Annotated in this window: 13 protein-coding genes; all 13 read left to right on the forward strand. The window is 40.0% G+C overall.

The window, feature by feature from the left end:
- Positions 1 to 3: 3 nt before the first annotated feature.
- The 13 genes from B3E00_RS10665 to B3E00_RS10725 all read left to right on the forward strand — a co-directional run bounded on the left by B3E00_RS10665 (position 4) and on the right by B3E00_RS10725 (position 19,683).
- Positions 4 to 1,518: a RagB/SusD family nutrient uptake outer membrane protein gene (locus B3E00_RS10665; protein WP_293938382.1), complete on the forward strand. Its 1,515-nt coding sequence runs from the start codon at positions 4 to 6 to the stop codon at positions 1,516 to 1,518.
- Positions 1,519 to 1,532: 14 nt separating this feature from the next.
- Positions 1,533 to 2,639, forward strand: a complete 1,107-nt coding sequence (locus B3E00_RS10670) for a fasciclin domain-containing protein (protein ID WP_293938383.1) — start codon at positions 1,533 to 1,535, stop codon at positions 2,637 to 2,639.
- Between the two features lie 21 nt (positions 2,640 to 2,660).
- Positions 2,661 to 3,770, forward strand: coding sequence for a DUF5007 domain-containing protein (locus B3E00_RS10675; RefSeq protein ID WP_293938384.1), 1,110 nt, complete (start codon positions 2,661 to 2,663; stop codon positions 3,768 to 3,770).
- A gap of 11 nt (positions 3,771 to 3,781) precedes the next feature.
- Complete coding sequence (locus B3E00_RS10680) at positions 3,782 to 6,940, forward strand: SusC/RagA family TonB-linked outer membrane protein (protein ID WP_293938385.1); 3,159 nt, start codon at positions 3,782 to 3,784, stop codon at positions 6,938 to 6,940.
- Positions 6,941 to 6,952: 12 nt separating this feature from the next.
- Positions 6,953 to 8,500 (forward strand): RagB/SusD family nutrient uptake outer membrane protein, encoded by a 1,548-nt coding sequence (locus B3E00_RS10685; protein WP_293938386.1) that lies wholly within the window; start codon positions 6,953 to 6,955, stop codon positions 8,498 to 8,500.
- Positions 8,501 to 8,511: 11 nt separating this feature from the next.
- Complete coding sequence (locus B3E00_RS10690; protein ID WP_293938387.1) at positions 8,512 to 9,273, forward strand: fasciclin domain-containing protein; 762 nt, start codon at positions 8,512 to 8,514, stop codon at positions 9,271 to 9,273.
- A 36-nt stretch (positions 9,274 to 9,309) separates the two neighbouring features.
- Complete coding sequence (locus tag B3E00_RS10695; protein WP_293938388.1) at positions 9,310 to 10,926, forward strand: DUF5008 domain-containing protein; 1,617 nt, start codon at positions 9,310 to 9,312, stop codon at positions 10,924 to 10,926.
- A gap of 16 nt (positions 10,927 to 10,942) precedes the next feature.
- Complete coding sequence (locus tag B3E00_RS10700; protein WP_293938389.1) at positions 10,943 to 12,679, forward strand: DUF4983 domain-containing protein; 1,737 nt, start codon at positions 10,943 to 10,945, stop codon at positions 12,677 to 12,679.
- A gap of 17 nt (positions 12,680 to 12,696) precedes the next feature.
- Positions 12,697 to 14,067, forward strand: coding sequence for a discoidin domain-containing protein (locus tag B3E00_RS10705; protein ID WP_293938390.1), 1,371 nt, complete (start codon positions 12,697 to 12,699; stop codon positions 14,065 to 14,067).
- Positions 14,068 to 15,156 carry a PKD domain-containing protein gene (locus tag B3E00_RS10710; RefSeq protein WP_293938391.1) on the forward strand — a complete coding sequence of 363 codons (1,089 nt, stop codon included), beginning with the start codon at positions 14,068 to 14,070 and terminating at the stop codon, positions 15,154 to 15,156. It begins immediately after the preceding gene.
- A 262-nt stretch (positions 15,157 to 15,418) separates the two neighbouring features.
- The gene (locus B3E00_RS10715) at positions 15,419 to 17,713 is read left to right on the forward strand and encodes a GH92 family glycosyl hydrolase (RefSeq protein ID WP_293887543.1); all 2,295 of its coding nucleotides are present in this window, start codon (positions 15,419 to 15,421) and stop codon (positions 17,711 to 17,713) included.
- Positions 17,714 to 17,921: 208 nt separating this feature from the next.
- Complete coding sequence (locus B3E00_RS10720; RefSeq protein ID WP_209577455.1) at positions 17,922 to 18,284, forward strand: hypothetical protein; 363 nt, start codon at positions 17,922 to 17,924, stop codon at positions 18,282 to 18,284.
- Between the two features lie 292 nt (positions 18,285 to 18,576).
- Positions 18,577 to 19,683: an efflux RND transporter periplasmic adaptor subunit gene (locus B3E00_RS10725; RefSeq protein ID WP_209577457.1), complete on the forward strand. Its 1,107-nt coding sequence runs from the start codon at positions 18,577 to 18,579 to the stop codon at positions 19,681 to 19,683.
- Positions 19,684 to 19,694 lie beyond the last annotated feature (11 nt).

Raw genomic sequence — 19,694 nt, forward strand, 5'->3', positions numbered from 1 at the left:
TAAATGAAAAGATATCATCTCATATGGAGTGTTTCACTATTTTTCTCATTACTTCTGGGAGGTTGTAAGAAAATGCTGGATATAGACTCTTCTCGAACGGTCAATGAAGAGAATATGTGGAATGCTTTGGAAGACACGCGGGCAGGTTTGATGGGGATTTACGGTTTAACCAAAGCAGCTTTGGACGATAATAATGCTTATTGGCTGTATGGAGAGGTGAGGTCGGGGGATTTTGATAGCCCCACCCGTCAAGATCTTAAGGCAATTATTAAGAATGATCTCAAAGCGAATTATGAATCGCTGAACGCACTGTCGAATTGGAGACGTTGGTTTGCTGTAGTCAATGCTGCTAATATTTTTATGGAGCGCGCACCGGGAGTAAGAGAAAAAGATATGCGTTACACGGAGAATAATTTGGTGGTGGATATGGCTCAGGCTCGATTTCTACGTGCTTACGCTTATTTCAATATGGTCCGCATTTGGGGTGATGTACCCCTGATACTGAATTCACATGATGGAAATTTTGAGAATAAGCCCAAGGAGGACCGATTAAAACTGTACGCTTGGATCGAAAAAGAAATGTATGATGCCGCTCAATTATTACCTTATTCCTATAGTACGGGTGATGAACAGCAAATTGGGAACTACTACAATGAAGCATCTTCCAGATGGAATGGTGCGTTGGTCAGGAAACTTTCGGTATATGCTATCCTCGCACATTTGGCTGCATGGCAAGCCAATTATGCGGATGCGGCTTCTTATTCACAATTTGTGATGGACAATTATAGTAAAGGGGGAGCCTATTACCTGTCTACTTCGTTTTTAACGGATGGCAATGGATTTTTCTTTGAGAAGCGTTCCGAGCAGCTATTCTCATTTCCTTATATATGGGCACATGTGGAGGCATCGTTCACGGGACATATTGAAGAGTTGACGCTGGCTGCTCCTGTTGTCAATAAGACCGTACCGGATATTTATATGCCAAAGGAAATGATTTTAAAAACATTTAACGAAAAGAAGGACCAACGGTTTAGTATCGATACACTGGGAAATCCTACGACAGAAGTATATTTCCGAAACTTCAACGGCAAGTATCCCATATTTAGCAAAATCAAATGTATTATGGGAGGTTCTTCGGATCCCACCTTCCGCATATTTACCAGTGCGACAGTACTGACTCGTTTGGAAGATATTACGCTTTTACGTGCCGAAGCTTTAGCTGTCTTGGGTGAAAAATCGACCGCCATTGAACTACTTAATGAAATTAGGGAACGCAGAGGGCTTAAAGTTTATAGTGAGACGACAAATGGAGATTTGGTTGACGCTATATTTTTAGAACGAAAACGGGAATTGATGGGTGAAGGACAGCGATGGTATGATATGATTCGACGGGAAAAGATAAAACATGACAATCCGCAGTTAGCACAATTAATCGCTAACGATGGGATCTATTGGCCAATTGCTCGAGAAATTCTCGCTCAAAATAAGTTAATCGAACAAAATGCTTATTGGAAGTAAAGGAAGAACTAATTATGAGAAATAACCTATTTGTACGCGGTGTATATATACTTTTTATTACCGTCCTGCTGTATGCTTGTGCTAAAGACAAAGGCTATTATTCGCCCATATCCCAAGAAGCGATCTATAAGGGTAATTTATATAGTTATCTAAAAAGTAAGCCTGGAATATATGATTCTTTGGTGAAAGTCATCGATAGAATCGGTCTGCAAAAAAAATTGGAAGATAGCACAGTGACACTGTTTGCGTTGACCAATGCCAATTTTCAACTAGCTATTCAAAACCTCAACAATACGTTGAGTATCTCTGACAAGCCTGCACAATATTTGAATTCAGTTAAGTATGAAATACTGGATTCACTGCTATGCCAATATATTATCCAAGGCAGAATTGCAAGTGATTCCCTCAATAGCCAGGATGGCAAGGACGTACGGGGTATTCGATATGGCTATCCAATGCATATTGGATTAAATAAACAATCTTCATCTGGTTATATAAATGGAGGTCCTACGATTGTTGACTTTTCCGATACGAGAAGATCTGTTTTCAACCGTAACTGGGTAACGACTGAAACCAGCTCATTAAATATCCAAACAGACAATGCTGTTGTTCATGTATTGAACCCTGATCATGTGTTCGGTTTCAACAAATTCGTCAGTCAGATTATCTATATCCCACCGCCAGAAAATCTTTTCATAAAATTCAAAGGGCTAGGTTCTGCGTCGAAGGAAACTTCGGGTGGACCAAATGCTGTCGAAGCATCTAAATATGTATTTGATGGTAATCCAGAGACAAAGTTCTTTTTATCAAGTCCGGGACAGTTCTATTTGCAATGGGATTTTCCTGTCGAAGTACTTGCTAACAGTTATACACTCCGTTCAGCTAATGATATTCAAGATCGGGATCCAACGGACTGGACGTTACAGGGACTTGATGGAGAAAGTGGAAAATGGATCTTATTGGACTCTAGACAAGGGGAGGAATTTGACGAAAGGTTTCAACTACGCGTATTCTTTTTTACAAATACAAAGACGTACAAAGCTTATCGTCTGAATATTGCACGTATGCATGGTGGTAACGATTTCCAGTTGGCAGATTGGACAATGAACCGTAATCAATAACCAATTTAAGAATGTATGGACATGAAAATTGCTAGAAAATTCAATACACTAAATAAGACATGCAACTTGGGCCTGCTCATCTTGATGTGCGTCTGCTTAAATGGATGTAAAAAGCTTTACAATTTGCCGGATGAAAAGGAATTTTTAAGTGTCAACTTGACTTACGACGGAAAATCTTTTTATCCCATCTTGGGAAGAACTACGCTGATGGGGAATATTAATACCGATCATTCGACCACACCGCTGCGTTTTGAAATTGTTAACCCCCGTTATGGCGATGGGCGACCTTATACCGATCTTTTCGAAGTCAAACCTGTCTACCGTTGGATTTACCGCTATGATGGTACTGAAAAGAACCTGGAAGAAATTGAGGCCAAGCGTCAGCTAGTGTTTCGACCTCTTTTTGAGGTTGACTCTACGGGTAGTTTTATTTTGTGGAATTCATCGACAAATGAGCTGATAGAGCCGCGTTCTAAAGACAGTATAGATCTGGTGCAGAATATTCGGTATTTTGATTTAAAGGTCTCTAATTCTGGTGGTTACACCGTAATTAAAGATTTTATGATTCTCCCTTGGCGTGTTCAGGATTATGAACCTTATTCGGATAAAAACCCCTATAATGGTGAAACTGCTCCAGATCCAAATGATCCTAAAAATCCAAAAAAGAAAAGTTATATCTGGCCTTCTTATATGAATGGGGTTTATGGGGAATTGTCAAATCAGTTATTACGCACGGATGATCAGTTTAAAGACCTAGTCGTCTATATCCGCAGATTTACCGGAGGGAATGGACATAATTTACGCTTTGTCTTTTTAAACAATAAGGGTGAGCCCATTAATCCGGATAGTTTTAATGAAACAAAGTGGAACGAACTGGTGCATGGCTTTAACATGAAAAAAACGGCTACTTATGTGCAATATGATGTAGCTTATCCAATTCCTCTAACAAGTTTTCCAACAAAGTATACAAATGGAAATAGCGCAAAGGTCGATTTTTCCTACTCCAGAAAGGGATTCGGTGGAGGTCTAATTACAGCCAATTTTGGGTTGAACTTTAAAATTTTTACTAAGGGGGATTGGGAGATTGTTTTCCATTTTCAAAGGGAGAATCCACGATTTGATAATGAATAATTGAAATAGCTATGCAATTTAAGATATTTTATAACAGCTGCATGCTGTTGATATTGTGTGTGTTTCTTTCGGCGAAGGTTTTTGCGCAGACAGTCATTATGTCGGGTAAGGTAACAGATAACAAAGGAAGGCCATTGGCGGGTGTTACAGTACGTTTTGGCAAATCTGGAAAAGAGGCGACCTCGACAAATTCGTCCGGAGCATTTAGCTTAACGACAGCAACAGGCACTTCGGTTGCCTTTCGATTAATTGGTTATGATGGAGCCACTATGACGGTGCGGTCAGACCGAAATGTAATCGTTCAATTAAAAGAGATCGATAATCAAATGGATGAAGTTGTTGTTAGGGGCTATGTAAAGCGCCCGAGAGAGACGACTACTGGATCCTCGACTAAGATCAGTGGAAAAGAAATCCAGGATATTCCATCGGCGAACGTAGAAAATTTACTTCAGGGTAAGGTTGCGGGTCTTAATATACAGGTAAATACCGGAGCACCCGGTTTTAGAGGGTCTACTCAAATCCGTGGGCTTTCGACTATCAGTGTTACGGGTAGCGGTGATCAGTCATTTCTAACACCCACTTCACCCTTGTATGTCATTGATGGCGTCCCAATGGATGCAGATAGAGCCAATGAACTCGGATTAAGCCAGCAAGGGCCAGGCATCAGCCCACTATCATTAATCCCACCTGAGGATATCGAAAGTATCGAGGTGCTTAAAGATGCGCAAGCAACATCGTTGTACGGATCGTTGGCTGCATACGGCGTAATTATTATCAATACGAAACGGGGGAACTCCGAGGTTCCCAGGGTGAGGTATACGGGCAATTTCTTCCTGAAAACACCGCCTCAGTTGCGTCCAACTTTGGGGGGTAATCTAGAGCGTCGTCTAAAGCTATTGCAGATCTATGGAAATGCATTGTCGCAGGATGACCTCGACCGAATTTCACAAACCCCCATGCTATCGGATAGTTTGAACCCTTATTACAATAATTCTACCAATTGGCAGGACCTGTTTTATGCGACAACCTACAACCAGACCCACAATGTGGCGATTGATGGTGGGAATCAGAAATTAAACTACAAAGCGAACCTAAATTATTATAATGAAAATGGTATTATCAAAAATACGGGTTTTGATCGCTACATGACCAATATGCGATTTGAATATTATCCCAATGAGAAATTTAAGTTTACGGCACAGGTAAGCGCTTCCCTTGGATCAAAAAGTAAAGGCAATGGCTTAGGGATTTTACAATCTGGGGTGGCAACAAATGGGATGGCCTCAACGTTGTTACCGGGCCCATCTTTTTATCTGGCATCTTCAGGATATAATTCAGCATTGAAGACTAGAAATGATAATTCATCTAAATCGATCAAACCTTTCATTGAAGCTTCCTATGAAATTGTTCCAGGCTTGCGGGCAACGACAACAATGAGTTACGAATCTACTTCTGATAATGAAAATACATTTACCCCGGCGGCAGCAAATGGTCAATTTGCACAGGTGTATGCTTATTATGGCCGTTACAATTCCCTGTATAATAGGAACTCCATCAATTATAGCCATACTTTTAATGAAAGCCATACGGTATTTTTCAATCTATTTAATGAGGTTCGGACCTTGGATAAACAGGCGAATGCTACCTTGCAGGCCCGTACGCCAAATGATCAATTTGAAGGCCCTCTCGGATTTGATGGCTATTTTTCCAAGGGTGGGGGATTATTGCGTCGTGGTTTTGGAAAGGAAAGAGGCTTATCTTTTGCCATTGCGGGGACGTATGATTACATGAAGAAATATGTGGTCGATCTTTCTTATAGAATGGACGGGTCTTCGCAGAATGGATTTGGAAATCTTTATACAAAAAACCCTGCTGTTGGTCTTCGATGGAATGCCTATCATGAGAATTTTCTGAGGGACGTAGACTGGATTAATTTGCTTTCCCTTCGGACTAGCTGGGGGGTAAATGTAATGCCTAATAGTACTTTAGAGCGCGTTTATGGAAAATATGATATTTCAGGAAGCTACAATGATAAGATTGGTATCGGAATTAATTATGAGCAAATTCCCAATCCTGATCTAAAACCGACAACAACAAGTCAATACAACCTGGGGTTAGACCTCGCTTTTTTCCAAAATAGGTTTGAATTGACTTATGACACGTATTATAAGAAAGTAAACAATATTTTATTTGAAGAACGACTTTCCTCTTCGTTGGGATTTGAAAAAGTAAATAGTAACTCAGCTGCGATTGCCAATTATGGACATGAATTATCAATGATGTTAAGGCCTTGGACCGAAGGTCGTTTTACGATGTCAATAGGGGTAAACGGTGCCTACAACCGAGATGTTTTGTTAAAGCTGCCTGAGCATTATGGAGGCCAATTTGTTCGTTGGGAAAACATTGATAAATATAAGCAACATGTTGTTTTCAGGGTTGGAACCTCAACAATGTCCAATTACATGTTATTAAATCAGGGTGTTTACAGTACGGATGCAGATGTACCTGTTGATCCGGCGACCGGACGACGTTATCGAATGGCCAATGGTACTGAATTTCAGGCTGGGGATCCAATTTTTGCAGATTTAGATGGTAACTATGTTTTAGATGAAAATGACTATGCCCGTACGGGAAATTCTCAACCTTTGATAACCGGGGGTATGCAATTGAATTTTAATTACAATCATGAAACCCTCGGATCTTTCGGTTTGAACTTATATGCATCCTATACAGCAAAACGTACCATCTTGAACAATGCCCTTGCAGAGCGATTGCAATTGATGAGCGATCCCTATGGGGATAGGACTGTAGTTCCTTTAGATGATATTAATATGTGGATGAAACCCGGCGATATTGCAAAGTATCCTTATGCTTATGATTTCAGAAGGTATTCAAGCGTTAATCCGTTTCGGATGGACCAAGATTTATGGGCTGAAGATGGATCTTACTTTAAGTTAAATAGTGTGACGCTCTCTTACATGTTTACGAAAAATGCAGTTAGAAGATATGGACTTGAGCGTTTAAGGGTATATGTTTCAGCTGACAATATAACGACATTATCAAAGTACAGCGGGCCCAATCCCGAAAATGTAAGCACAATGGGAAGAGACGCTTCCGGAGGATATCCGGTGCCTAGACAATATAATGTTGGTGTTAATATTGATTTTTAATTGATCTGTAGGATGAAAACAAAAAGAAATATAGGAAGAATAGCGGTTGTCATATGTCTATGTACAACTGTCATGATGGGCTGTAAGAAATTTTTGACCGTGGAGCCGATCGATAGACTTACGGGTAACAATTTCTATCAGTCTAAAGAAGATGTAGAATCAAATATAGCGCGTATTTATAGCCAGTTTTTCGAAAAACTGAACGAGTCATGGGTAATTGGTGCAATTGGCGAGGCGAGGTCGGGAGAAATTTTTCCCTCTCCTACATCCGGAACTAATCGTATGATACTTCGCGATTTGGGGACAAATGATATGAATGCAGTGTATAACAATACATTAAGTGGTGGTCGGTCAAGTGGTTATGCCATGTATCAGGTCTCTATCTGGGATACCTATTATAAAGTGATTCAGAGCTGTAATATTTTAATAGCCAAATTGGATGAGGGAATCTCTGGGTTATCTGCTGCAGATAAAGACCGCTATAAAGCAGAAGCTACTTTTATGCGTTGTCTAAGTTACTTCTGGATGGTACGTTTGTATGGCGATGTGGTTTACTATACGGATGCATATTTCGCAAAGCAACTCCCACGTGAGGATATGGTTTCTGTTATTAGTAAAAGTATCGCCGACTTGGAATCTGTTAAAGATATGATGCCATGGACATTTGGAGAAGCCTCACAGCGTGGTGCGCGGGCAAGCCGAGGAAGCATTATCGCGCTGTTGATGCATATGAAGATGTGGAATGCGAATTTTGACTCGGCTAATGCCACGAAATATTACGAAAGTGTAGCGAGCCTTGGAAAGGAGCTGCGTGCGAGTGGTGTGCATCATTTGTACAAACTCACCCCGGAGGAATGGGCTAAAGTCTCAAAAGGACGCACGGAAGAATCACTGTTTGAATTTTACCGAACAATCAATTATAATGATCAGAATAATGCCTACGCACCTTTGTGGGATCATTTTTTACGTTGGCCATATAAATTTCCCCGTTACAATCAGCAATTCAGTATTGCCTATTATTCCTCCATTTTTATGTATCGCATTTATCCGCTGAATGGTCCTGCAGACAAGCGAAAGGAACTCTGGTATGAGGATATGTATGCGAATGATGGATCATTTGTTTTAAAGAAATTTGCAGCCAATGTCTTTGCGTCAGGAAATGAAGACTCTAATCCAGACAATACATTTATGATCTTTCGTTATGCTGATGCGTTGTTATTAGAGGCTGAGGCCTTGGCTAATTTAGGTGGTGCGCGCGAGTCCGAGGCAATCTCAGTGCTTAATATAGTTCGAGATCGAGCTGAAGCTCCACGCTATGCCGGTGGCGGTACTGATCTTAAGAATTTTATTTTCGAAGAGCGTTGTCGTGAATTGATCGGAGAAGGGGTGAGATATTTTGATCTGATCCGGACGCGAAGGATACTCAATCCACAATGGACCATGAATCCCATGACAATTGACCAGTATAATCGTCGTGCATGGACCTGGCCTTTGGATGCTTCGGCCAAAAATTTTAATTCAAAGATCGTGTTGAACGATTATTGGACAGGAGGAAATTAAATCAGTTTATTATGAGAAAAGCTAAGATAATAGGATATGCGTTGCTAACGATGTTACTTTTTACCATAGTATCATGCAAAAAGGATGCATATTATAAAGATGGTGGATTGGCACAGGCAAAATTTGATGGTTCTATTATGGATTATCTGGATTCCAAACCGCGGGAATTTGATTCGATTGCCAAAATTATTAGGTTGGCAGGTTTAGAAGAAGATTTTAAGACCAAGGAATTTACTTTTTTTGCCCCTAGAGATGAGAATATAAAGAAGATGATCGGTCAAGCTAAGTCAAATGTGCCCGGCAATCAATCTAGCGTGAACTGGCTGCTTTATGATTTGGGACGCGATACCATCAAAACATTGGCAGACGTAGATAGTGCTATTTGGCGTAAATATTTATTGCGTTATATGTTCAATAATAAGCGAAAATTAATGGATTATCCTCAGATTGATTTTGATTTGCTAAATGTCTATAAAGGCCAAAATTACACCTCATTTGCAAATACAGTTTCTAACATAGGTGTTGTCTATAACGACGCCATAAATGACTCTGACAAGAACAATATTACCCGGTTGAAATATATGGGGTATAGACAATTGTATATTTCATACATTCCAGATATCAGTAGGCCAAACGACTGGCGTTCATGTCCCGTTGCCTCATCAGATATCCAGCCGGATAATGGGGTTGTCCATGTAATTGATTATACCAAAGCGCAGTTTGGGTTCAATCAGAGTGATATTCTGTTAGATATATTAGAAAGTAAGCGTTAATAGCAATAAGCAGTTGTAATTTAAATTATGAAAGTTATGTACAATACGATTTGGAAATATACATCCCTATTGTTCTTTATTGCTCTTTTTTGGGGTTGTAATAAGAATAATAAGATGTTTTCAGCTCCATACGAGGAGGGGCTTCCGCCATTGGGTATAGAAATTAATCCAACCGATAAAATGCAACCCGAATCGGGTAAAACAGGAGTCGAGACCATCATGCGAATTAAAGGCTTGGATAAGTATAAAGATAAGGCTATCATTCGATTTAACGGCGAAAAAGCACAGGTTGTCGAGCTAACGGCAGATTATGTAAAGCTGAAAGTTCCACCTTTTGCCAGTACAGGAGTGCTTTCTGTTGCCATTGACGATATTGTCTTTTTCGGGCCACAATTTACGGTTTTAGGAAATGTATCAATCGATCAAACTTTTCAAGTGGGGGTTGGAACAAATAATACCGTTTCTGATGTTCTTTTTTTGGAAGATGGTAAAATGATCTTTACGGGATCTTTTACAAATTATAATAATAAAGGATCGATACGGCCAATTAACCGTCTTGTCAGGACGTTTGCAGATGGAACCTATGATGCAAGCTTTCGCATAGGTACCGGGGCAAATAACTCGCTAAACAGCATCTTAAAATTAGGGAATTATTATTTTTTAGCAGGTTCTTTTTCGGGGTATGGACAGCGAAACTCAGATATCAGCAATCTAACGCGAATTTATACCACTGGCGCTATCGATACGATGGGCATTAAACCGTTTAGACGTCCAGGGCAAAGTGATACGTTGAAGTATTATCCGACATTTAACGGAGGGTTTGATGGTAATATTGGTAATATTTACGAATCGGAGGGGAAAATTTTAGCAACAGGCAATTTTAGATATTATATCCGCCGGACCTATGATAAGCCCAACCGGCTTGAAACTAGGGACACAATTATCTTGGATAGTACAGAAATCAGACATATTGCCCGGTTGAATTTAGACGGCTCGTTGGATAAGTCCTTTAGATTTGGGTCAGACGGCAAAGCAATGGCTGGTGGAAATGGGACCGTAGCCACGGTCTTTCATACGAATGGCCCCTTGAAAGGCAAAATTCTAGTGTATGGTTCTTTCAACAGGTTCGACGGACAACCCAAAGGATATATCACCCGATTGAATGCTGATGGAACATTGGACGCCACATTTAACCCCGGTGGTGTTGGAGCCGACTACAATGTCTCCTCGGTTACTTACAATAGTGTAACAAATAAATACATAGTCGTTGGAAACTTCAGTAAATATAACGGAGTATCGGCAATAAAAGTTATCATGTTGAATCCAAATGGAACAGTGGACCCAACGTTTCAGGCGAAGACCTTTGATGGTGGAAACCCTTTCTATGCGATGCAATTGAATGACGGTTTAATCGTAGTTTCTGGAGATTTTTCGCGTTATAGTAATATTGCCCGAAATGGTTTTATGATCCTGAATCCGAACGGTGAATTGAATGGAGATTATAATACTTCTGGTTATTTCTCTGGTTATATCAATAAAGTTGTTGAGACAAAAACAGAGGATGGTAAACGCGCATTACTTTTAATGGGCTTTTTTAGCCGGTTTAATAATGAAGAAGTACATAATCTGATTCGGATTAAATTGGAACAGTAACTTAAATTTTAAACTGATGAGATCTCAAGCTAATTTTAAAAATATAGGCCGCTGGCTAATGTCTTTGATTATATTATCAATTTCCATATCCTGTAATGATGAATTCGGACGCCTGTTGCCTGATAATGAGGGGCAACAAGATACCGTTGACCTAGTATATGGCAAGCCAAAAGTACTCATGCTCATCGTGGACGGAGCAAGGGGAGAGTCTGTCCGGACGGCAAATATTCCAACGATGAATGGATTGCTCAACCATTCGATTTATTCCTGGGTTTCGTTAAGCGAGGAGCATGACGATGCAACTGCTATGGGCGCCGATCTAGCCAGTATTATCACTGGGGTGAACCAAAATAAACATTTGGTCATTGGTGATAATTTTAAGAACAATAATTTTCAGACCTTTCCAACAGTCTATACAAGGGTCGCTGCAAATATGAAGAACCCTGAATTCAAAGTCTATAGCAGTTCTAAACTATTTGTTGAAAATCTTGCTCCTGTTGCGGTAGCTAAGTTGGAGAGTACCGACGAGGAGGTTGTCAATAGTGTTAAGGAAGGGTTAAAGCAACCGGAATTAACCTTGTTGACTGCCCATTTCACAGCGGTTGATAAGGCTGGAAAGGCCAGCGCCTATGACAATAGCAGCGCTGTTTATAAATCCGCCATAGAAAATTTCGATAAGCAGGTAGGGGAAGTTATTCAGGCCTTGGTGCAACGCCCAGCTTTTAAAAAAGAGAACTGGCTGGTTATCATTACTTCGAGTAAAGGAGGACCTTTTGAAATTCCTCCTGCGCAGAATGACAATACAATTTTTAGTAATCCAAATGTGAATACCTTCACTATCTTTTACTCACCTAAATATAATTCAAGGTATATCAATAAACCTTACTTGGGCAGTCGCTTTTCGGGAGATTTTCTAAGATTTAAAGGCGGTGTCTACGCCGAGTTAACCGAAGGTGATAATCCTGTTTTCGATCTTGGTGATAAGGAAGAATTTACCATTGAATTAAAAGTTAAGAAGAATAAAGGGCCAAATAATACATACAAATTTCCCAATTATCCATCTTTTATCGGCAAACGCGAGAAATGGGAATCAGGTGCACCAACAAATGGATGGATCATGGCTTTTAAAGATGATTATTGGATGTTCAACGGGCGCGGTCCGAACGGAAGTGGTGAGGTAAATGGTCCTAAATTGAACAACGCAACTTGGAATAATGTGACTATAGTCGGAGCCCTGACAAGTGAAGGTAAACGCATTGTGAAAACCTATACAAACGGTCTCCCGGGAAATGAGATGGACATAAGTTCGTGGGGAACGATTAGTAGTCCAGCTAAATTTAGGCTGGGGCTTTTAAACGGCGGAAGCAGTTGGAACCAAGGTGATTACTACCTGGCTGATGTACGATTTTGGAAAGTAGCCTTGCCTTTGGCCGTCATTACGCAGTATAATTGTCAGGTTGGAGTAAGTGAAGAACATCCCTATTATCCGAATCTTGCGGCCAATTGGCCTATTGTGGGAACGGTTACTGATGGTGTACTTTATGACGATGGGCCTTATGGAAATACCTTAAAGATGGGCAATTCCACGTATGAAATTTCTAAGCTGAATGATTTTCTTTGCGCTCCGTCTGTTGAAACAATAAGTACGTTAGTACCGAAAAACACTGATATAACCGCCCAGATATTTAGCTGGTTGCAAATTGCGCGACAGGAGAATTGGCAGTTAGATGGACGAGTTTGGGTTGATAAATAATCTTAAAAAAGCGAATTATGAAAAGACTATTTTATTATATAACGATCATTTTGTTCTTAAGTCAATTGTTGGCTTGTTCAAAAGATAATTTAGAGGTATTTAATTTACGGGAGGGTGCTCCCGCTCAAGTTATCGCTGAAGGTGGAGGCAATGATCTGATCAAAACAAATGATTATGTACAGGTTCCGATGAAAGTAAAATTGAGTAGTCCTGCGTCAAAGACCTTTGATGTTGAACTTCAATTGAATACCGATACGGTGAATAAATTAATCCAATCAGGAACACTAAAAGAGGTGGTTACACTCCCCAATTCGGCATTTTCTTTTCCGAATATTGTGAAATTTCAATATGGTGCAGATACCACCTCTTTTTTATTAACGATTTCGCGAACAGAGATCGAACGTGTTTACGGTAAAAAGTTTGCGTTGTCCTATAAATTATCCAATCCTGGAAAAGGTAATCAGCTGGGAAATCCCAGTAGCGTAATTGTAACGATGGACTCAAAGAATCTGCTGACAGCAACAGATATCCATTATCTTTCGATAACAAATTCACCTGGCAATATTATTTTAGCAAGCGATCATAACAATTACAATACTACACCTTCAGGAATCGAGATACCAATCGGCGTTTCGTTAGCATCCTTTCCAAGTAAATTTTTTTATGTTGAAGTGCGGGGTACAACTGATTCAATTGCAACTTGGATAACGAATAAGAAAGTACCCGAGAATACGATCGGTTTGCAGAATAATGAGTATGCGCTTCCTTCACGCGTGCAAGTATTAGGTAATAAGTCTGCAGCGGCATTCAATATATCGGTTCCTTGGGATGTTATTACCAAAAATAAAGAGAAGTTTCTCGCTGTAACGATCTATTTAAAGGATCCGTCCTTGCATGTAATCAATCCTCAGAAGAATTATACCACGATTTTAATTGATTGCGCAAAAGTCGTTGAATTTGATGTAACCGGAGAAGCAACACTATCGGTAAACCGGGATAATAATGGTGGTGCAAGTGCGGGTGAAGGTAGCTTAAAATTTGTGGACGACCTCACGAGTACCAAATTTTTGCAAAGTGCATTTACGGGCGATCTGCAGTGTACACTGACGTTCACGCGAACGCTGAAAATTGGGGCATATACACTTACATCCGGAAATGATGCGATCGAGCGTGACCCAAAAAGCTGGTTTCTTGAGGGATCGTTAGATGGTAAGAACTGGGTTACGATTGACACACGAACAAATGAGAGTTTCCCGAATAGAATTCAGACACGAAGATTTAATGTCCAAAAGCCGGGTATTTACAAATTTTATCGTCTAAATATTACAGAAAATGTTGGAAGTAGCTTATTTCAATGTTCTGAATGGAGGATGATTGAATTTTTATAGATGGAAGGCAACACATGGTATTACAACGATGAATTTATGAAGATGAAATTAGTAAAATACAGTTTTTATATTCTTTTACTGTTTACCTGTCTAGGTTGCAGTAAAGAAAAGGAAGTAGTAGTAGTTGAAAAACCTCAGCTACCCAATCCGGTGTCAGCTTTCTCTACAAAACAGGTTGCCAAGGATGATCCTTTTACTTTTGAATTTACAAATCAGTCAACGGATTATAGCGAAACGCGCTGGAGTTTTGGCGATGACAGCACCTCGTCAAACGTTTCGCCACAACATACCTTTTTAAATACGGGTAATTTTACCGTCAAACTTAAAGTCCTCAACGAGAATGGAGATTGGGCGCAACGTGAAGAAGTTATCAAAATTGATGCTGAAAAATTAATTCGTTTCAATGCGACAAAGAATGGAACTGGTAAACTGATTTTGGCATACGACAGCGACATTGCAGTACAGGCAGTCACTTGGTCAAAGATGACGGATAAAGATAAGTATGAGCAAGTTTCCGATAAGGCAAAAGCAGATATTTCTATTGAAGTCGGTAAATTCGAGACCTATCAACTTCGTGTTAAAACTCCGAAAGGTTCGCAGATCGTTATTACCAAGATGCTGACAGATCTGGGAATTGTAAAAGACTGGACAAATATTGACAATACTTTTCGAATCTCTCAGGACAATTCCAGTGGTCCTGATGCTGGCGAAGGTTCGAAAAAATTAATCGACAACAACATTACGACAAAACTTTTTATCGGTGGATATCAGCCCGGTATGTATTGGCAGTTTGCATTCTATCAACCCCAAACGATCAATGGTTATACCATAACAACCGGAAATGATGCTCCGGAAAGAGATCCGAAAGATTGGGAAATACAGGCATCCGACAATGGAGAAACTTGGGTAACATTAAGCACGGTCACAGGCTATAGCTTTGGTACTACTTCAGCAGATAGAAGAAAGTCGGTTAATTTCTCTTTTACGAACGCAAAACCCTATAGCTATTATAGGTATGTTTTAAAAGCGGTATCCTCTGGATCAAATTTCCAAATAAGTGAATTTAGGCTTTTGGAACTACCACAGTAAACACAAAAAATTGACAACAGTTCGTTGAGGTTGTTAGCGACAAGAGACTCTCTGGTTTGAAAATTAGCCGTAAGGTTATTGGCTTGAAAGAGACAATACCTTATGGCTAATTTTATTTGGGAGCGATGAGGTCTATTCGCTTTTTTTTTGTAACCATCTTGTGAAAAACAGCTGGTCAATCCGTTATATTTAAATTTCTTCCCTATATTTACTAATACGTTTTAGCTTTTTTCTTAATGACGTTCAACCCAAAAGCATAAATATGTTTAATATTAAAAAACTTACAGGTAGCATTCTTTTTCTATGCGCTATTCATGCAGCTATGGCGCAGCAGCCCTCACCGGTTGATTTTGTGAATCCTCTGATCGGTACCGAATCGAAGTATGAATTGTCTAACGGGAATACCTATCCTGCGATCGCAAGGCCATGGGGTATGAATTTCTGGACACCACAGACGGGCAAGATGGGAGACGGCTGGGTATATACTTACACTGCAGATAAAATCAAAGGGTTCAAGCAAACCCATCAACCAAGCCCTTGGAATAATGATTATGGGCAGTTTTCAATCATGCCTGTCACGGGAACTCCGCAATTTGATCAGGAGAAACGAGCAAGCTGGTTTTCACATAAAGCCGAAATTGCAAAACCTTACTATTATAGTGTTTATCTCGCAGATCACGATGTAACAACTGAATTGTCTCCGTCGCAACGAGCGGCAATCTTCCAGTTTACCTTTCCTAAAACAGATAGTGCTTACGTTATCGTCGATGCCTTTGATAAGGGCTCTTATATTAAAGTAATTCCTCAGGAAAATAAGATCATCGGTTATTCAACAAAGAATAGCGGCGGCGTTCCGGATAATTTTAAAAATTATTTCGTCGTTACTTTTGATAAACCTTTTTCCTACAAAGCTGCTGTTAAAAGCGGCGCGATAAGAACAGATGAATTGGAAATTCAGGATAATCACGCCGGAGCAGTCGTTGGCTTCCCTTCCCTGAAGAGAGGCGAGAAAGTCATTGCTCGGATCGCTTCCTCTTTTATAAGTTTTGAACAGGCAGAAATTAATTTGAAAGAAGTTGAGTCGAAGACATTTCAACAGGTTATTGACGAAGGTAAAGCACAGTGGAATGACGTTCTGGGACGTGTACAAGTTGAAGACCATAATATTGACAGGCTGCGTACATTTTATTCCTGTCTGTACCGATCAACACTTTTCCCTAGAGATTTTTCGGAGATCGACGCAAGGGGTAACCGTATTCACTATAGCCCCTACAATGGCCAGGTGTTACCTGGAGAAATGTTTACAGATACAGGTTTTTGGGACACATTCCGCAGTTTATTTCCACTATTGAATTTATTATACCCTTCTATGAACGATCGTATGCAAGAAGGCTTGGTAAATGCTTATAAAGAGAGCGGTTATCTTCCTGAGTGGGCTTCGCCAGGACACCGCGCATCGATGATTGGAAACAATTCTGCGTCTATTGTCGCGGATGCGTTAATTACTGGTCGGAAGGGATATGATAAAGAGTTATTGTGGGAAGCATTGAAACATGGCGCCAATAATGCCTATCCCAAACACACATCTACTGGCCGTTTTGGTTATGAATACTATAACAAATTAGGCTATATACCCGCCGATGTAAAGGTTGACCAAAATGTAGCGCGTTCGCTGGAGTATGCGTATAACGACTGGTGTATCTATGAGTTTGGTAAAATGTTGGGTAAACCCCAGGCGGAAACAGCTATTTATGCCAAACGGGCAATGAACTATAGAAATCTGTTTGATCCAAGTACTAAACTGATGCGCGGAAAAAATGCCGACGGTTCATTCGTTCCCAATTTTGACCCGAGTGCTTGGTCAAGAGAATATACGGAAGGAAATGCTTGGCATTGGAGTTTTTGTGTATTCCACGATCCTCAAGGTTTAATTGATTTAATGGGTGGTAATAAGTCATTTGTATCCATGTTGGATACCGTATTTGTTATTCCGAGTTATGAGGGGATGAAGAGTCGCGGTATGATACACGAAATGCGTGAGATGCAGGTGATGAATATGGGGCAGTATGCGCATGGTAATCAGCCGATTCAACATATGCCCTACCTCTATAATTATGCTGCAGAGCCATGGAAAGCACAATATTGGGTACGCAAAATAATGGATAAACTCTATTTGCCCACACCGGATGGCTATTGTGGAGACGAAGACAATGGGCAGACCTCGGCGTGGTATGTTTTTTCTTCATTGGGATTTTATCCCGTCTCACCCGGATCAGGAGAATATGTGATCGGTTCTCCACAATTTGATAAGGTGACCCTAAGTCTTGAAAACGGTAAAAAAGTGCTGATTGAAGCGAAGCAAAAGGAGGGAAATCAGGTTTATGTGGACCAACTTTCCTGGAATGGAAAACCTTATGACAGGAATTATATCCGTTATAAAGACTTACTGCAGGGCGCCAACCTTCAGTTCAAAATGAGCGATGCCCCAAATAAAAATAGAGGTACAAAAAAAGAGGACGCTCCGTATTCCTTTAGTCGTGAAAAGATAAATAAGTGATAAAATTGCTACAGCAATAAGTTCGCTAATCCTTAATCTATACGAAAATTTAGCACTTCATTGAACGTTAAAAGTTCTTAACAATCGATGAAAATTGAGTTGTATTTGAAAACCATGATAGTTAATTTTGAGGCTGTCATGGTTTTTTTACATGAATACAATAATCTTGGGTATTTAAAATCATACCTTTGTGGTTCTTAATTAGAATATGTTAGGTAAAATATTTCATTTATTAATACTCTTTGCATACCTTAATTTGTTGACGTATGATTCTTTCTCGTCGGCAACGGGACAGGTTGTGCATGCGGGTGAGACTATTGTGGAGTATTTTTTAGATGATGTATTGGATTTGGATCCTATTCAATCTTCCCATGAGGAAAAAGTGCTGTTGCAGGACGATTATCGCATATTTGCCGTCAATAGTCAAGTGTTACCAATATTCATTTTTGTTTTCGGTATTGTTTTTACCGCTTTATGCTTTGCAAAGGATGACGAACATCCTTTTTACCGTTCTAAAACCATCTGTCGGCCGGGTTACTATCGGTTCCTATACCGGTTTCGACCGTTCTAACTATTTTCTATTTATCTTTTCATTCAAAGCTACATTTCATTAAAGTTGAAAAGTATGACAGTTTTTGTGCGTCATACGACCGAGGTTATAGCGTACAACTCAGACTTGATGAAGTTATCGTAGTCCCTTTGCTTACATGATCCCTTCAGTCATTGAAATTTAATGGCTAGCAAGAGAATTTAACATTTTACATTTTATTATCGTTTGAAATACCCATGTCTGGTAAACGCCTACATGGATGAAAATTAATTGGGTATTCCATAGTGACCACTAAAAAGAAGATTATTTCCCTATGAACAAATTACGGATACTGTGCCTTTTACTTGGTGCGGTTGGGATGCTGGCATCATGCCGCTCCTCTAATGCTAACGCTGATCAGAAAGAAGAACTCAAAAATATCCCTGTTGCATCTTTGATGGTGATGGACACCACTGTTTACCAGGAGTATATTGCTGATGTTCAAGCCTTAAAAAACGTCGAGATTCGCTCTAAACTGAATGGATTTTTGGATAAAATCTATGTTGATGAAGGCGTCTGGGTAAAGAAAGGACAGCTATTATTTAAATATAATAATGAGGAATACCGTTCAGAATTAGCCAAAGCCAAAGCACAGTATGATAATGCTATTGCCGAATCTCAAAAGATAAAACTGGAGATGGAACGAACTCAAAAATTGGTTGACAAGAATATTGTGAGCCCTTCGGAGTATAATCTATTAAAGATTCAGCTAAAAGCGTCCAATTCTAAAATAGAGGAAGCTCGTGCGTTGGTTAATCAGGCACAGACAAGATTGGATTATACGGTTATACGGGCTCCTTTTGACGGCCGTATAGACCGTATTTTACTACGTGAGGGATCTCTTTTGACCGAAGGAAGTTTGATAACAACAATCTCTGACCTCAGCAAAGTGAATGTTTATTTTGATATTTCTGAACGGGAGTATCTAGCACTTATGCGCGATAAGCTGAATGGCAAAGAAACGCAAAAGTCGGTGAAATTAATTTTAGCCAATGGTGAGCTTTATCCACATGAAGGAATTGCGCATCTTGTTGAAAGTGAGTTTGAAGCCAATACAGGATCGATTGCCCTTCGGGTCCAATTCCCAAATGCCGAACATATCCTAAAACACGGTGCAACTGGTAAGATCGCGGTACCTATGGAGACAGGAGAGCACACTTTTGTACATCAAAAATCAGTATTTGAGATTCAGGATAAGACCTATGTGTATACACTACAGGCAGATAGTACCGTTAAAATGACACCTTTTAGTGCAGGCCCCCGTGTGGGCCATTATTACATTGTGGACGGAGGTTTGGATTCCAATGCCAAAGTTGTTTATGAAGGAGTGCAAGGACTGCGGAGTGGAATGAAGATTAATCCAAAAATGAGGAAATTGTAGCGGAGGATAGA

It is taken from the genome of Sphingobacterium sp. UBA5996 (genome assembly GCF_002429765.1).
Lineage (GTDB): Bacteria > Bacteroidota > Bacteroidia > Sphingobacteriales > Sphingobacteriaceae > Sphingobacterium.

Bases quoted from the DNA above. Each gene is read 5' to 3' on its own strand.
- B3E00_RS10725 (WP_209577457.1), top strand. From the start codon at position 18,577: ATGAACAAATTACGGATACTGTGCCTTTTACTTGGTGCGGTTGGGATG.
- B3E00_RS10685 (WP_293938386.1), top strand. From the start codon at position 6,953: ATGAAAACAAAAAGAAATATAGGAAGAATAGCGGTTGTCATATGTCTA.
- B3E00_RS10710 (WP_293938391.1), top strand. From the start codon at position 14,068: ATGGAAGGCAACACATGGTATTACAACGATGAATTTATGAAGATGAAA.
- B3E00_RS10715 (WP_293887543.1), top strand. From the start codon at position 15,419: ATGTTTAATATTAAAAAACTTACAGGTAGCATTCTTTTTCTATGCGCT.
- B3E00_RS10665 (WP_293938382.1), top strand. From the start codon at position 4: ATGAAAAGATATCATCTCATATGGAGTGTTTCACTATTTTTCTCATTA.
- B3E00_RS10705 (WP_293938390.1), top strand. From the start codon at position 12,697: ATGAAAAGACTATTTTATTATATAACGATCATTTTGTTCTTAAGTCAA.
- B3E00_RS10720 (WP_209577455.1), top strand. From the start codon at position 17,922: ATGTTAGGTAAAATATTTCATTTATTAATACTCTTTGCATACCTTAAT.
- B3E00_RS10690 (WP_293938387.1), top strand. From the start codon at position 8,512: ATGAGAAAAGCTAAGATAATAGGATATGCGTTGCTAACGATGTTACTT.
- B3E00_RS10695 (WP_293938388.1), top strand. From the start codon at position 9,310: ATGTACAATACGATTTGGAAATATACATCCCTATTGTTCTTTATTGCT.
- B3E00_RS10675 (WP_293938384.1), top strand. From the start codon at position 2,661: ATGAAAATTGCTAGAAAATTCAATACACTAAATAAGACATGCAACTTG.
- B3E00_RS10700 (WP_293938389.1), top strand. From the start codon at position 10,943: ATGAGATCTCAAGCTAATTTTAAAAATATAGGCCGCTGGCTAATGTCT.
- B3E00_RS10670 (WP_293938383.1), top strand. From the start codon at position 1,533: ATGAGAAATAACCTATTTGTACGCGGTGTATATATACTTTTTATTACC.
- B3E00_RS10680 (WP_293938385.1), top strand. From the start codon at position 3,782: ATGCAATTTAAGATATTTTATAACAGCTGCATGCTGTTGATATTGTGT.